Raw genomic sequence first — 13,063 nt, 5'->3', positions numbered from 1 at the left:
GCCATGCCGACTCCCGCCGCCGTCCGCGCCGCCGCAGGGCTGCTCGCCGTCGGCCTGCTGGCCGGTGGCTGCACCACCGTCGTCGCCGGGGCGGCCTCGCCCGCCGGCACGATGCCGACCGACGCCACGGACGCCGAGGTCGGGATCCACCTCGCCGAGGAGGGTGGCCCCACCGACCGGATCGCCCGCAACGCGCTGGCCGACGTCCTCGCCTACTGGGGGGAGACCTACCCGCAGGTGTTCGGCGGGACGTTCCGGCCGCTCAGCGGCGGTGTCTGGTCGATCGACCCGGACGAGACCGACCCCGCCGACCTGCCCGGGGGAGCCTGCTTCGCCGACGACGTCGACGAGCTCGCCGGCAACACCTACTACTGCGGCGAGGACGACGCCGTGGTCTACGACCGCGCGTGGCTGGCCGACCTGGTGGGGGACCACGGGCCGTTCATCGTCGCCGAGATCATGGCCCACGAGGTCGGCCACGCCGTCCAGGCGCGGGCCGGCCTCGACGACCCCTCGATCGTCTCCGAGACCCAGGCCGAGTGCTTCGCCGGTGCGTGGACGAAGTGGGTCGTCACCGGCCGGTCCGAGCACGTCGCCGTGCGGCCCAAGGAGCTCGACCCCTACCTGCTGGGCTACCTGTACTTCGCCGACGCCGTCGGGTCCTCGCCCGACGCCGAGGACGCGCACGGCTCGCTGTTCGACCAGCTCTCGGCGTTCCAGGAGGGCTACGCCGACGGCCCGCCGGCCTGCGCCGCCTTCGACACGTCGCGGGTCTACACCGCGCAGGAGGCCGGACGGGCTCCCGGCAGGGGTGGCGGGTCCTACGGCGCCGTCGTGGACGCCGCCGACGACGTGCTGGCCGGCTTCTGGGACCAGGCCCTCACCCGCGGCTTCCCCGGCACCGGCCCGCTGGGCGGGGCGCTCGCCGCGCCCGACGTCCGCGCCGCCGACGGCTCCGGGACGGTGTGCAGCGGCCAGGGCGCCGAGCTGGACCTGCAGTACTGCCCCGAGGACGGCTCGGTGCGCTACGACGCCGCGGACCTGCTCGAGCCCGTGTACGACGACGTCGGCGACTTCGCCGTGACGACGCTGCTCGGCCTGCCCTACGCGATGGCCGTCCGGGAGCAGCGCGGGCTGTCGGTCGACGACCCCGAGGCGGTCACCAGCGCGGTCTGCGCCACCGGCTGGCTGGCCCGCGAGGCGCACCTCGGCGAGCTCGACGGCGCACGGCTGCGCATCTCCCCGGGCGACGTCGACGAGGCCGCCGTGGTGCTGCTGCAGTACGCCACCGAGCCGACCGTCGTCCCGGAGTCGGGGCTGTCGGGCTTCGAGCTCGTCGACAGCTTCCGGCAGGGCTTCGTCGAGGGCGGGAGCGCCTGCGGCCTCTGAGGCCGTCAGCCCTCCGCGGGCTCGTCGAGGAACGCGTCGACCACCGGCGCCAGCTGCTCGGCCTCGGTGACCAGCGCCAGGTGCCCGCCGGGGTAGAGGTGCAGCCGGGCGCGCGGGATGCCGCGGGTCAGGATGCGGGCGTTGACCGTCGGGATGATCGGGTCGTCGTCGCCGGAGAGGACCAGCGTCGGCTGCCGGATCAGCGACAGGAACGGCAGGCTGCTCCAGCCCGTGCTCGCGGCCAGCTGGTAGTAGTACCCGCGCCGCGGGCCCAGCCGGGTCTCCGCGTGCAGCGCCCGGGCCGCCCGCGCCGGGTCGGTGCGCACGCTGCCGCCGTAGATCGTGCCGGCGATCCGCGAGGCGTACTCCGGGTCGCGGTGCCGCCGCGGCGTGAGCATGTGGGAGAGCACCCGCGGCGAGGCCGGCACCATCAGCGACCCGGTGCCGGTGGCGGCGAGCACCAGCCGGCGGCACCGGCGGCGGTGCTGGACGGCGAAGTGCTGCGCCAGTCCGCCGCCCCAGGACAGCCCGAGGACGTCGACCTGCCCGTCGTGGCCCAGCCGGCGCAGCACCGCCGACACCACCGGCGTGAGCGTCGCCAGCACGTACGGGACGACCGGCGGCGGCGACCCGCCGACCCCGGGCACGTCGAAGCGGACGACGGTGCGGCGCGGGTCGACGGCGTCGACGAAGGGCTGCAGCACCTCGAGGCTGGCGCCGATGCCGTTCATCAGCACCAGCGGCGGACGCGACCCGTCCCCGCGCCGCTCGCTCACCCGCAGCGTGCGGCCCCCGGCCGTCAGCGTCCGGACGGTCTCCCCGCCGGGGCGGGGCCGCTGCTCACTTGTCGAAGACATACGTCCCCGGTGCGTCGCCCAGGACCGGCAGCTCGGCGCTCCCCAGCGTCTGCGGTGCCGGCACCTCCTCGCCCGCCCGCTCGCCCAGCCACTCCATGAAGTCGGGCCACCAGGAGCCCTTCTCCTTGCGGGCCGAGGCCAGCCACTCCTCGGGGTCCTCCGGCGTCTCGGGTGCGACCTGGAAGGTCGACTTCGGGTTCCCGGGCGGGTTGACCAGCGAGGCGATGTGGCCGTTGGTGGACAGCACGAACCGGGTGTCGCCACCGAGCATCTGGGTGGTGCGGTAGCAGGCCTGCCACGGGCAGAGGTGGTCGGCGATCCCGGCGGTGACGTAGGCGTCGACGTCGACGGCGGAGAGGTCCACCGGCGTCCCGAGCATGGTCGCCCCGCCCGGCTCGGTGAGGGAGTTCCCGACCGCCACCTCGATGAAGTCCCGGTGGAGGCCCGCGGTCATCCGGGTCGTGTCGGCGTTCCAGTACAGGATGTCGAAGGCGGCCGGCGGCTTGCCCTGCAGGTAGTTGTTGACCCAGTAGTTCCACACCAGGTCGTTGGGGCGCAGCCAGGCGAAGACCTCGGCGAGCATCGCGCCGTCGAGGTAGCCCTTCTTCCGGGACTTCTCCGTGGCCTCCTGCACCGCCTCGGGGTCCATGAGCGCCGACACCGTGCCCGCCCGCGCCCAGTCGAGCACCGTGACGGCGAAGCTCGCGGCGGCGACCTGGCCGAGCCCGCCGGTGGCGGCGAGGTGGGCCAGCACCATCGCGGTGATGATCCCGCCGGAGCAGAAGGCCTGCAGCGCCACCTGCTCGCTGCCGGTGATCTGCTCGGCGGCCGCCATCGCGTCGAGGACCGCCTGGCCGTAGGTGTCCAGGCCCCAGTCGGCGTGCCGCTCGTCGGGGTTGCGCCAGCTGATCATGAACACCTGCTGGCCGGCGGCCACGTAGTGCTCCACGATGCTGCGCCCGGGCGCGAGGTCGGTGATGTAGTACTTGTTGATCGTCGGCGGCACCATCACCAGCGGGACGCTGCGCACCGTCTCCGTCGTCGGCCGGTACTGGATCAGCTCGAACACGTCGGTGCGCAGGACGACGGCGCCCGGGGTGACCGCGAGGTCCTCGCCCACGGTGAAGGCGTCGGGCTCGACCATCGAGGGCACCCGCGGCGGGGACAGGACGTCCGACACCAGCCGGCGCAGGCCCGAGACGGCGTTGCGGCCACCGGTGTCGATGACCGCCTTGAGGGCCAGCGGGTTGAGGAACGGGACGTTGCTGGGCGCCAGTGCGTCGACCACGTTGGTCAGCGCGAAGCGGATCCGCTCGTCGTCCTGCCAGTCGAGGTCGGCGTCGTCGACCAGGCCGGCGGCGGTCCGCGCCGCGGCGATGTGGGCCTGCATCGTGCGCTTGAGCAGCGGGTTGCCGCTCCACGCCGGGTCGGCGAAGCGCCGGTCCTTGGGCGAGGGTGCGATGTCCGAGCGGCCGACGGCGATCCGCCCGACCTCCTCGGCCAGCTCCTTGAGGCGCCCCCCGACCGCGTCGGGCTGGCGCGCCAGCGAGGTGCCGAGGGCGGCGAGCGTGCGCACCGGCGGGACCATGCGGCGCAGCGGCCCGCGGGCGGCGTCGACGAGCACCATGTCCAGGCCCATCACGGCCTCGCCGGCCTGCTCCTCGGCGGTGCCGTCCCCGGCCGCGGCCGGGCGGGGGTGGGGGCGCGCGGGATCGTGCGCCGGTCGTTCTGCGGTGGTCGTCATGCCGGACTCCTGACAGCTGGTTCGGCCCCTGTGACCCGGTCCACTCAAGCACAGGTCCCCGCGTCCGGCAGGGGGAGGCGGCGGCCTACGGGGACGTCGCGGGGGAGGCCGCGTCGTCCCGTCCGTCCCCGTCGCGGGGACCGGTGGGTGGCGGGCCGCGCCGGTCGCGCAGCGCCAGCACCACGGCGGGCCAGCCCAGGGCCAGCCCGGCGCCCAGCAGCGCCCCCGCGACCGTGTCGGAGAGCCAGTGCGCGCGCAGGTAGACCCGCGACAGCGCCATCACCGTCGCGAAGACCACCGCCCACACCTCCCAGCGCCAGCGGGCCCGGCCCGGCGGGGCGAGCACCAGCACCAGCCCGACCGCGGTCACGGCACCGGCGATGGCGTGACCGGACGGGAAGGAGGCCGCCGACGTCTCGAGCAGGGCGCCCGGGGGGCGCGCCCGGTCGTAGGCGGCCTTGACCGGCCCGATCGCGGCCTCGCTGGTGACCACCGCCAGGGCGAAGGCGGCCAGCCGCGACCAGTGCCGGCGCCAGGCCAGCAGGAGGACCGCCAGTGCTCGCAGCGGCCAGTTGACCCACACGCCGCCCAGCCAGGACATCCCCACCGCGAGCACGGTGGCCGGCCCGTTCTCCAGACCGCCGGCCCAGCGCCAGACCGCGTCGTCGACCTCCTGGACCGCCGGGCGGGTGGCGGGCAGCGCCACCAGCACCCCGACGGCGACCGCACCGGCCAGCAGGACACCGCTGACCCGCAGCCCCCGGCGGGTGTCGACCAGCATCAGCGTGGTCGCCCGACGAGGAGACGGACCACGCCGCCCACCAGCAGTCCCAGCCCCACCCCGCCGACGACGTCCAGGGGCAGGTGCGCCGCGGTCCACACGCGGGCCAGGCACACCACGGCCGCGAGTCCGACACCGGCGATCCGGCCCCGGCGCCCCAGCCAGGGCCAGGCGACCGTCAGCAGGGTGACGACGACGGCGGCGTGCCCGGACAGGAAGCCGCGGCCCTGGGCGGCGGCTCCGCGGACGACGACGTCGGCGAGCAGCCCGTCGGGCCGGCCGCGCACCACGAGGTCCTTGACCACCTTGGCGGAGTAGTAGGTGCCGGCGCCGGCCAGCAGCAGGCCCGCCGCCAGCCGCCAGCGCCGGAACGCGGCGGCCACCAGCGCACTGGCGGGCACGACCAGGACGTTCCCGAGTTGCATGGCCGGCCAGACGAGGAGGAACGGGACGACGTCGACGCCGTTGACCGCCCGGAACACGGCCGCCTCGGCCCCGGGCACCGACGTCCGCTCCACCGGCAGCGCGGCGAGCACCAGCACGAGCGCGCCCGCGGCCACCAGGACGGCGTCGCGGGCGGAGCGCGTGCTCGCGCGGGGGCGCGTGACCGACGGTCCCCTCACGCCGCCTCCGGCACCAGGTCCGTCCGCGGTGCGGTGTTCGGCTCCCGCCGCCACGAGCGGTTGTGCCGCCAGAACAGGTACGTGCCGACGCCCAGCGGGATGGGCAGCACGTAGGTCAGCCCGCGGAAGACGAGGACCGCCGCCGCCACGAGCGGCCGGTCGCCACCGGCCGCGGCCAGGCCGGTGATGAGGGCGAGCTCGATGACGCCCAGCCCGCCCGGGGTGAAGGGGACGGCGGTCAGCAGCCGGGCGAAGGCGAAGACGGCCAGCGCCTCGAGCGCGCTGACCTGCCCGGAGGTCACGCCCACCGCGCGCAGCGCGATGAGCAGGACGAGGAACAGCGAGACCTGGCTGACCAGGGTCGTCAGCGTCAGCCAGTGCCAGCGGGCGCGTAACAGCAGCGCCGTCCGGTCGCGGAACTTCGTCGTCGCCCGGTCCCAGCCCTGCACGGGCGGCCGGCCGAAGGGCCGCAGGACGGCCGAGGCCACCCGGCCCGCGCCCGTGCCGATCCGGGCCGCGCTCTCCCGGCTGCGCAGCAGCAGCCCGAGCAGGACCACGGCGGCGGCCAGCCCGCCGACACCGGCCAGCCCGGCCACGAGCCGGCCGGTGGTCGGCGTCGAGGTGAGGGCCAGCAGCGACAGCGCGAGGACGGGGAGCGCCAGCTTGGCGAAGTTGTTCCAGAGCCCCGACAGCAGCAGGGACACCGACGTCCGGGAGCGGGAGAAGCCCCACGAGGAGTTCATCCCGTAGGTCAGCCCGAGGGAGATGGCCGCGCCGCCGAGGACGGTGTTGGACACCGCGGTGGTGGTCAGCGTCGAGACCGTGGCCTCCCGCAGCCGCAGCCCCGGCATGGTCACGACCATGACGAACTGGTAGGTGGCCAGGTTCCACAGCGTGGCGGCCGCCAGCAGGCCCAGCTCCGCCCAGGACATGCCCCGCACCGCGGACCAGACGTCGGACAGGCTGGTGAACTGCGGCAGGAACCAGAAGAAGACGGCGGCCAGCAGGACCAGGGACAGCAGCGGTGCCACGAGGCGGCGCCAGAGGGACTTGTGCCTCGGCGGGCCGGCGGGCGGCGCCTGGGGTGCGACGGCGGTCACGGCGGGTCCCCCTCGCCCTCGGTCCCGGCGGGCGGGTCGAGGTGCAGCCGCCCGCCGCTCGCGTCGTGCACCTGCGTGGCCAGGTCCTCCCGGCTCACCACGCCGAGGCTCTGCGTGGCCAGCGCGAGCGGCTCGCCGCGGTTGTCCCCGGAGAGCGTGAAGACGAGGGTCAGGCAGCCGCCGTCGAAGACGTAGTACCGGCGGCCGAGGTACTGCGGGCTCACCTGGGTCACCCGCTCGTACCGGCGCAGGTCGTCGAGCTCGCTCGGGATCTCGGTCGCGCCGCGGGTGTCGCACCCGCCGCTCAGCCGCACCTCGATGGCGCGCGCGCCGTCCCGGTCGGAGTCCAGCCAGAACCGGGCCGAGCCGTCGCGGGCGTCGAGGCCGGCGAAGGTCCAGCCGACCGGGACGTTCTCCACGCAGGGCACCCAGGCCGCCGTCGGCACCGACTGGGCCATGAGGACCACGCCGTTCGCCGCGGTGGCGTCGTCCCCGGCCGCGCAGGCCGGGATCTCGGCGCTCACGCTCGCGCCGTCCCTGGTGCAGCCGGTCGCCAGCAGGGCGGTCGCGAGGAGGACGGGCAGCGCCTTCGCTGCGGCCGTGCGACGGGGCCCGGGCGTCACAGCGGGGAACCCAGCAGGTCGACGACGACGCCCACGGTGACGAGGAGGGCGACGACGGTGACGAGGCTGAGACCGACCCGGCGCCAGGTCCAGCGCTGGATGCGCACCGGCGGCAGCCGGTAGGGCAGCAGGTCGAGGAACTCCTTGTGCAGGTCCCGGCCCTGTGCCCGCAGCATGCGGCGCAGCTGGGAGGGCATCGTCAGGCCGCGGGTGGCGGCGAAGGCCTCGGCGATCTCCTCGTCGGAGAACTGCAGGCGCGCCCGGGCGTAGACCGTCGGGGCGTCGGTGCGCAGCGCGAGGACCAGCATCATGTTGGCCAGGTCGACGGCCTGCCGCCACGGGCTGGGGCGGATCTCGGCGAACGCGGAGTCGATGAGGAACAGCGTGCCGTCGCGGACCATCACGTTGGCCGGCTTGATGTCGCGGTGGGCCATGCCGATCTCCCACATCCGCCGCACGACCGCCAGGCCCTGGTCGATCACCGCCTCGTCGACGACGACGTCGTCCTCGCCGATCTCCCGCGCGCCCACCATGAACTCGGCGACCAGCAGGTACTCGCGCTCCGGCGTGATCTCCACGATCCCGAGCGGGTGCGGCACCGGCAGCCCGGCGTCCGACAGCAGCCGCAGGACGTAGTCCTCGTACTGCACCAGCCGGCGGACGGAGTGGTACGGCTTCTCGTCCTCGAGCCGGCCGTAGAGCAGCGTGCGGCCGAGCTTGAACCAGCGGTCCGAGCGCAGGTGCGTGGCGGCGTAGAGCTTGCCGAAGATGCAGCTCTCCTCGTCCCCCTCGGCCTTGACGGTGATCTTCAGCGGCGTCGACCCGCCCGAGCCGGCCAGGCCGAACGGCGTCACGGAGGTGGCCACGACGCCGAGCTGGTCCTGCAGCGCCCGGGTGATCGCCTCGCCGCGGGCCCCCGTGACGTCGAGGTGGGCGGGGCTGCCCCGCCGGTAGCGGACCGGGTACACCTCGTTGGGCGTGAGCATCCGGAAGGCGGCCAGCGGTACGGCGACCCCGAGGACGACCCCGGCGACGACGTCGGTGGGGTGGTCCTGGGCCAGGTAGAGCCGCGACGCGGCGGTGACCAGCAGCAGGGCGCCGACCAGCCACTTGGCGGCGTTGCGGCGGCGGCCGGCGGGGACCAGCGAGTAGAGGCTGCTGACCAGGAACGTGGCGAGCACGGTCATCGGCAGGGAGGGCATCGAGTAGCCCAGCCACGGGCCGAGCACCTCGACCTCGTAGGGCCGCGGACGCTGCAGCGTGGCCGCCGCCGTGGCGGCGACGTTGACCACCAGGAGGCCGACTCCGACCCAGATGAACAGGTGCCGCCACCGCCGGAAGACGGCGAGGACGGCGATGTTGAGCAGCCACAGCACGTGGATGGCGCGGCTGGTCCCGAGCACCCCGGCCACCTCGGCCACCTGGGTCAGGCCCGGCGAGCGGATCGAGGCGATCCCCTGGAGGACCCGTGTGTCCACCAGGTCGACGAACGCCACGCTGCGCGTCACCAACACGGCGACCACGCTGACCAGGACGACGCCGCTGAGGGCCAGCCACCACTTGCCCGAGGCGTTCAGGTGGCGCGGCAGCGGCGGCGGCTCACCGGAGGGGCGGCGCCGGCGGTGGACGCGCTGGATCGGCGGGGGGTCCGGGCGCCGGACCCGGCCCCCCGCGAGGTGCTGCGCCGCCGTCGACGGTGCCGGTGTCGTCGGGGCCCGCGTCGTGGCCGCCATGCCCGCTCATGCTGCTCCGGCCGCGTCCCCGGGACCATCGACCTTGGTCCCTGTCGGGGCTAGCGTCTGCCGTGCTCCCGCAGGTCACCCGCGGGGGTGCCGCCTCCTCCTGGAGGGCCCGCGATGCGTCGTCGACCGGTTGCCGCCCTGCTCCTGCTGGCCGCCCTGCTCTGCGCGTGCGGGAGCCCCGTCGCGGAGCCCGGCCCGCCGCCCGAGGGCGTCGTCCGGATCGCCTCCTACGACTTCGCGGAGAACCAGACGCTCGCCGAGGTCTACGCCGAGGGGCTGCGGCGGGCGGGGTTCGAGGTCGCGGTGCAGCACGGCATCGGCACCCGCGAGGTGGTGTTCCCGGCGCTCGAGCAGGGCGTCGTCGACGTCGTCGTCGACTACCTGGGCGCCGCCTCGGAGTTCCTGCAGGCGGGGGCGGGGACGTCGTCCCACGACCCGGCCGTCCTGCGGGACGGGCTCGCGGCCACCCTCGCGCCGCGGGGGCTCACCGTCCTGGCCGCCGCCGAGGCCGAGGACCAGAACGGGTTCGTCGTGCTCACCGACCTCGCCGTCCGGCACGGCATGACGACCCTCAGCCAGCTCGCCGGGCTCGCGCCGCAGCTCGTGTTCGGCGGCCCGCCGGAGTGCACCGAGCGGCGGTTCTGCCTGCCCGGCCTGCGCGAGGTGTACGGGATGGAGTTCGCCGCGGTCCGCAGCATGCCGTCCCGGTCGGCGACGGTGGAGGCGCTGCTCACCGGGCAGGTCGACGTCGGCATGCTGGAGACGACCGACGCCCGGCTGACCGACGCCTCGCTGTACCTGCTGCGTGACGACCGGTCGCTGCAGCCGCGCGAGAACGTGGTGCCGCTGGTGCGGACCGAGCTGGCCGACGACGGCGGCGAGCCGCTGCGCGCGGCGCTGGACGCGGTCAGCGCCCAGCTGACGACGATCGACCTGATCGGCCTCAACCGTTCCGTGGCGGTGGACGGGCGCACGCCGGCGGAGGCCGCCGCGCGCTGGTGGGACGGCCGGTGACGTGAGCTCCCTCCGCTGAGCCGGCCCCTGCAGAGGGGCCTCAGACGATGGCGCTGGTGCCGGTGATCGCCCGGCCGACGATGAGGCTGTTGACCTCGCGGGTGCCCTCGTAGGAGTAGATGGCCTCGGCGTCGGCCACGAACCGGCCCACGTGGTTCTCCAGCAGGATCCCGTTGCCGCCCATGAGCTCGCGGGCCCAGCCGACGGTCTCGCGCATGCGCATCGTGGACCAGCCCTTGGCCATCGAGGCGTGCTCGTCGCGCAGCATGCCGCAGTCCTGCAGCTGGGAGGCGCGGGCACACAGGGCGGCCGAGGCGGTGATGTTGCCGAGCATCCGGAACAGCAGGTCCTGCACCAGCTGGAAGGAGGCGATCGGCTTGCCGAACTGCTCGCGCTGCGTGGCGTAGCGCAGCGCGTGCTCGTACGCGCCGCGCGAGCACCCGACCGCCGACCACGCCACGCTCACCCGCGTCGCCCGCAGGACGTTGGCGGTGTCGCGGAAGCTGTTGGCGTTCTGCAGCCGGTTCTCCTCCGGCACGCGGACGCCGTCGAGTGTGATGTGCGCGTTCTGCACGGCGCGCAGCGCGATCTTGTCCTCCAGGTCGACGGCGCTGAAGCCGGGCGCCGGCGTCTCGACGACGAACCCGAGCACCCGGTCGGTCTCCACGTCGCGCGCCCAGACGACCACCAGGTCGGCGAAGCTGCCGTTGCCGATCCACTTCTTCTCACCGTCGAGGACCCACTCGTCGCCGTCGCGGCGGGCCGTCGTCTGCAGCCCCCGGGCGACGTCGGAGCCGTGCTCGGGCTCCGTCAGCCCGAACGCGCCGATGAGCTCCATCCGGCTCATGGCCGGCAGCCAGCGCTCCTTCTGCTCCTCGGAGGCGCACAGGTGCATCGTGCCCATGGCCAGGCCGCCGTGGACGCCCATGAAGGTGGCCACCGAGGGGTCGCCGCGGCCGAGCTCCATCGAGACCATGCCGTCGAACAGCGACGAGCGGCCGGGGGAGCCGTGCCCCGAGTACTGCGCGCCGGCGATGCCGAGCTCGGCGAGGCCGGGGATGATCTGGCGGGGGAACTGGGCCCGTGTCCACCACTCGTTGATGATCGGCTCGACCTGCTCGTCCATGAACGTGCGGACGCGGTGCAGGGTGGCGCGGTCCTGCTCGTCCAGGAGGGCCTCGAGCTCGTAGAAGTCCGACGTGACGGTGGGCCGGTCGGCCATGGGAGTGCCTCCTCAGGGGGCGGGACCCCGCTGTCCCGTGGATCCGCCCTACCCCACGCCCCGCCGCACAACCCGGACCCGGCATGGCGCCGGCCGGATGAGGGCAGGGACGGGCGGCCCCGACCGCACACGTCCCGAGGAGGGCCCCGTGCCCCGATCCATCGCCGACCAGACCGAGGACGAGCTCGGCGGGCCCGGCAGCGTCCTGGTGCGTCAGCGCGCGGACCACGTCGAGCTCGACCGGCTGCTGCACGAGCTCGACGGCACCACCGGCCGCGCGCAGGAGGAGGTGCTCACCCGCATCGACCGGCTGGTGTTCAGCCACGCCTTCGCCGAGGAGACGGTGCTCTGGCCGGTGATCCGCCGGGTGCTGCCCGAGGGCGACGAGCTGACCCGCCGGATCGAGACCGAGCACCAGGAGGTCAACGAGCTGGTGGCCGCGCTCGAGGAGGGCGGGCCCGACTCCCCGGAGCGGCCGGCCCGGCTGGCCCGGCTGGTCGAGGTGCTGCGCGAGGACGTCCGTGACGAGGAGGACGTCCTGTTCCCGCGGCTGCAGGAGCGCCTCGACCCGGCCGAGCTGCGCCGGCTGGGCCGCCGGTGGGAGCTGATGCGCCGCATCTCGCCCACCCGGGCGCACCCGACGGTGTCCCGCCGTCCGCCGGGCAACGCGCTGTCCGGGCTGCCGCTGTCGCTGCTGGACCGCAGCCGCGACGTCGTCGACTCCCTCGTCCGCCGGGTCCCCGCGCCGCTGGCCCCGGCCGGGGAGGCGCTCAGCCGGGGGCTGGCCTCGGTGGCCGCCGCGGTCGAGCGCACCCCGGCGGCCCGCCGCGGCGACGGCCCGCCCACCGCGCGCTGAGCGAACGGCAGAGGCCCCCTCCCGATCCCGGGAGGGGGCCTCTGCCGTCGTGCGGGGTCCCTGCTCAGTTCGTGTTGCGGTCCTTGGGCTCGGCGCGGGCGTCGAGCTGGATCTCCTTCTCGGCCGCCGGCACGCCCTCCTTCATCTCCTTGGTCCGTTCCATCTCGGCATCGAACTCGATGCCGAACAGCAGGGCCAGGTTGATGAGCCAGAACCAGATCAGGAAGATCACGACGCCGGCCAGCGTGCCGTACGTCTTGTTGTAGCTGCCGAAGTTGGCCACGTAGAAGGCGAACGCGGCGGAGGCGACGACGGCCACGAGGATCGCGACGCCGGCACCCGGGCTGACCCACTTGAAGCCGCGCAGCTTCACGTTCGGCGTCGAGTAGTACAGGACGGCGATCATCAGCGCGAGGATCACGAGGATGACCGGCCACTTGGCCACGTTCCAGACGGTCAGCGCGGTGTCGCCCAGGCCGATGGCCGAGCCGACGGCCTCCACGACCGGACCGCTGAGCACCAGCATCAGCACGATGACGGCGGCGAACAGGATGCCGATCAGGGTGACCAGCAGCTGCAGCGGCTTGAGCTTCCACACCTTGCGGCCCTCGGGCGTCTCGTAGACGACGTTGGCCGCGCGGGTGAACGCGCCGACGTAGCCCGAGGCCGACCAGATCGCACCGGCGAGACCGACGACCAGGCCGATCCCCGCGGTGCTGGTGTTGCCGGCGATCTGCTCGATGACCGGGCCGAGCGTCTCCGCCGCGTCCCCGGGGACCGCGGTGGTCAGCGCGGTGGTCAGCTGCTCCGGAGTGGTCAGCAGGCCGACGATGGACACCAGTGCGATGAGCGCGGGGAACAGCGCCAGGACGCCGTAGTAGGTGAGCGACGCGGCCCAGTCGGTGAGGTTGTCCTCGCTGAACTCCTTGAGCGTCCGCTTGATCGTGCCCATCGTCGTGGGCGTGCGGTCGTGGCCCTGGGGGGCGTTGTCGAACCGCGTCGAGTTGACGAGGTCGTCGTGGGGAGCGGGGTCGCCGGTCTTGTTGCCGTCGAACCTGGTGTTCGCTCCCGTGTTGCCGGCACGGGAGCCGGTGGTTCGGGCCATGGAGTTC

Annotated in this window: 12 protein-coding genes; 3 read left to right on the top strand and 9 right to left on the bottom strand. The window is 74.4% G+C overall.

What is annotated here, in order from left to right; translation table 11 throughout:
- Positions 1–3 precede the first annotated feature (3 nt).
- Positions 4–1,389 (top strand): hypothetical protein, encoded by a 1,386-nt coding sequence (locus tag HLV61_RS13185; RefSeq protein WP_369256104.1) that lies wholly within the window; start codon positions 4–6, stop codon positions 1,387–1,389.
- A 5-nt stretch (positions 1,390–1,394) separates the two neighbouring features.
- Here HLV61_RS13185 and phaZ read toward each other — a convergent pair whose 3' ends face one another.
- From phaZ to HLV61_RS13150, 7 genes are all read right to left on the bottom strand, one after another.
- Entirely contained in the window at positions 1,395–2,246 is an 852-nt protein-coding gene (phaZ, locus tag HLV61_RS13180) for a poly(3-hydroxyalkanoate) depolymerase (protein ID WP_369256102.1), read from the bottom strand.
- Complete coding sequence (locus HLV61_RS13175; protein WP_369256100.1) at positions 2,230–3,990, bottom strand: PHA/PHB synthase family protein; 1,761 nt, start codon at positions 3,988–3,990, stop codon at positions 2,230–2,232. Before HLV61_RS13175 ends, phaZ begins: the two co-directional genes overlap by 17 nt.
- Positions 3,991–4,075: 85 nt before the next feature.
- Positions 4,076–4,771: a phosphatase PAP2 family protein gene (locus HLV61_RS13170; protein ID WP_369256098.1), complete on the bottom strand. Its 696-nt coding sequence runs from the start codon at positions 4,769–4,771 to the stop codon at positions 4,076–4,078.
- Positions 4,771–5,394 carry a phosphatase PAP2 family protein gene (locus tag HLV61_RS13165; RefSeq protein ID WP_369256096.1) on the bottom strand — a complete coding sequence of 208 codons (624 nt, stop codon included), beginning with the start codon at positions 5,392–5,394 and terminating at the stop codon, positions 4,771–4,773. Before HLV61_RS13165 ends, HLV61_RS13170 begins: the two co-directional genes overlap by 1 nt.
- Positions 5,391–6,494, bottom strand: coding sequence for a lysylphosphatidylglycerol synthase transmembrane domain-containing protein (locus HLV61_RS13160; protein ID WP_369256094.1), 1,104 nt, complete (start codon positions 6,492–6,494; stop codon positions 5,391–5,393). The genes HLV61_RS13165 and HLV61_RS13160 overlap by 4 nt, the downstream gene beginning before the upstream one ends.
- Entirely contained in the window at positions 6,491–7,018 is a 528-nt protein-coding gene (locus tag HLV61_RS13155) for a hypothetical protein (protein ID WP_369256093.1), read from the bottom strand. Before HLV61_RS13155 ends, HLV61_RS13160 begins: the two co-directional genes overlap by 4 nt.
- A 95-nt stretch (positions 7,019–7,113) precedes the next feature.
- Positions 7,114–8,850 (bottom strand): phosphatase PAP2 family protein, encoded by a 1,737-nt coding sequence (locus HLV61_RS13150; RefSeq protein ID WP_369256091.1) that lies wholly within the window; start codon positions 8,848–8,850, stop codon positions 7,114–7,116.
- 123 nt (positions 8,851–8,973) lie between these two features.
- On the opposite strand from HLV61_RS13150, the gene HLV61_RS13145 reads away from it, so the two are divergent.
- On the top strand, positions 8,974–9,873 hold the full coding sequence (locus tag HLV61_RS13145; RefSeq protein WP_369256089.1) for an ABC transporter substrate-binding protein: 900 nt from the start codon (positions 8,974–8,976) through the stop codon (positions 9,871–9,873).
- Positions 9,874–9,913: 40 nt separating this feature from the next.
- Here the strand turns inward: HLV61_RS13145 and HLV61_RS13140 are convergent, their stop codons facing one another.
- Positions 9,914–11,095 carry an acyl-CoA dehydrogenase family protein gene (locus HLV61_RS13140; protein WP_369256087.1) on the bottom strand — a complete coding sequence of 394 codons (1,182 nt, stop codon included), beginning with the start codon at positions 11,093–11,095 and terminating at the stop codon, positions 9,914–9,916.
- Positions 11,096–11,243: 148 nt separating this feature from the next.
- On the opposite strand from HLV61_RS13140, the gene HLV61_RS13135 reads away from it, so the two are divergent.
- Entirely contained in the window at positions 11,244–11,951 is a 708-nt protein-coding gene (locus tag HLV61_RS13135; RefSeq protein ID WP_369256085.1) for a hemerythrin domain-containing protein, read from the top strand.
- A 64-nt stretch (positions 11,952–12,015) separates the two neighbouring features.
- Here the strand turns inward: HLV61_RS13135 and HLV61_RS13130 are convergent, their stop codons facing one another.
- A complete protein-coding gene (locus HLV61_RS13130) occupies positions 12,016–13,056 on the bottom strand; it encodes a YihY/virulence factor BrkB family protein (protein WP_369256083.1) in 1,041 nt (346 codons plus the stop codon).
- Between the last annotated feature and the right edge of the window lie 7 nt (positions 13,057–13,063).

Source organism: Geodermatophilus amargosae, from assembly GCF_041028265.1.
GTDB lineage: Bacteria > Actinomycetota > Actinomycetes > Mycobacteriales > Geodermatophilaceae > Geodermatophilus > Geodermatophilus amargosae_A.
This window is presented reverse-complemented; position numbering and strand designations above follow the sequence as displayed.

Coding starts and splice junctions, on each gene's coding strand:
- HLV61_RS13185 (WP_369256104.1), top strand. CDS start 4: ATGCCGACTCCCGCCGCCGTCCGCGCCGCCGCAGGGCTGCTCGCCGTC.
- phaZ (WP_369256102.1), bottom strand. CDS start 2,246: ATGTCTTCGACAAGTGAGCAGCGGCCCCGCCCCGGCGGGGAGACCGTC.
- HLV61_RS13175 (WP_369256100.1), bottom strand. CDS start 3,990: ATGACGACCACCGCAGAACGACCGGCGCACGATCCCGCGCGCCCCCAC.
- HLV61_RS13170 (WP_369256098.1), bottom strand. CDS start 4,771: ATGCTGGTCGACACCCGCCGGGGGCTGCGGGTCAGCGGTGTCCTGCTG.
- HLV61_RS13150 (WP_369256091.1), bottom strand. CDS start 8,850: ATGGCGGCCACGACGCGGGCCCCGACGACACCGGCACCGTCGACGGCG.
- HLV61_RS13145 (WP_369256089.1), top strand. CDS start 8,974: ATGCGTCGTCGACCGGTTGCCGCCCTGCTCCTGCTGGCCGCCCTGCTC.
- HLV61_RS13140 (WP_369256087.1), bottom strand. CDS start 11,095: ATGGCCGACCGGCCCACCGTCACGTCGGACTTCTACGAGCTCGAGGCC.
- HLV61_RS13130 (WP_369256083.1), bottom strand. CDS start 13,056: ATGGCCCGAACCACCGGCTCCCGTGCCGGCAACACGGGAGCGAACACC.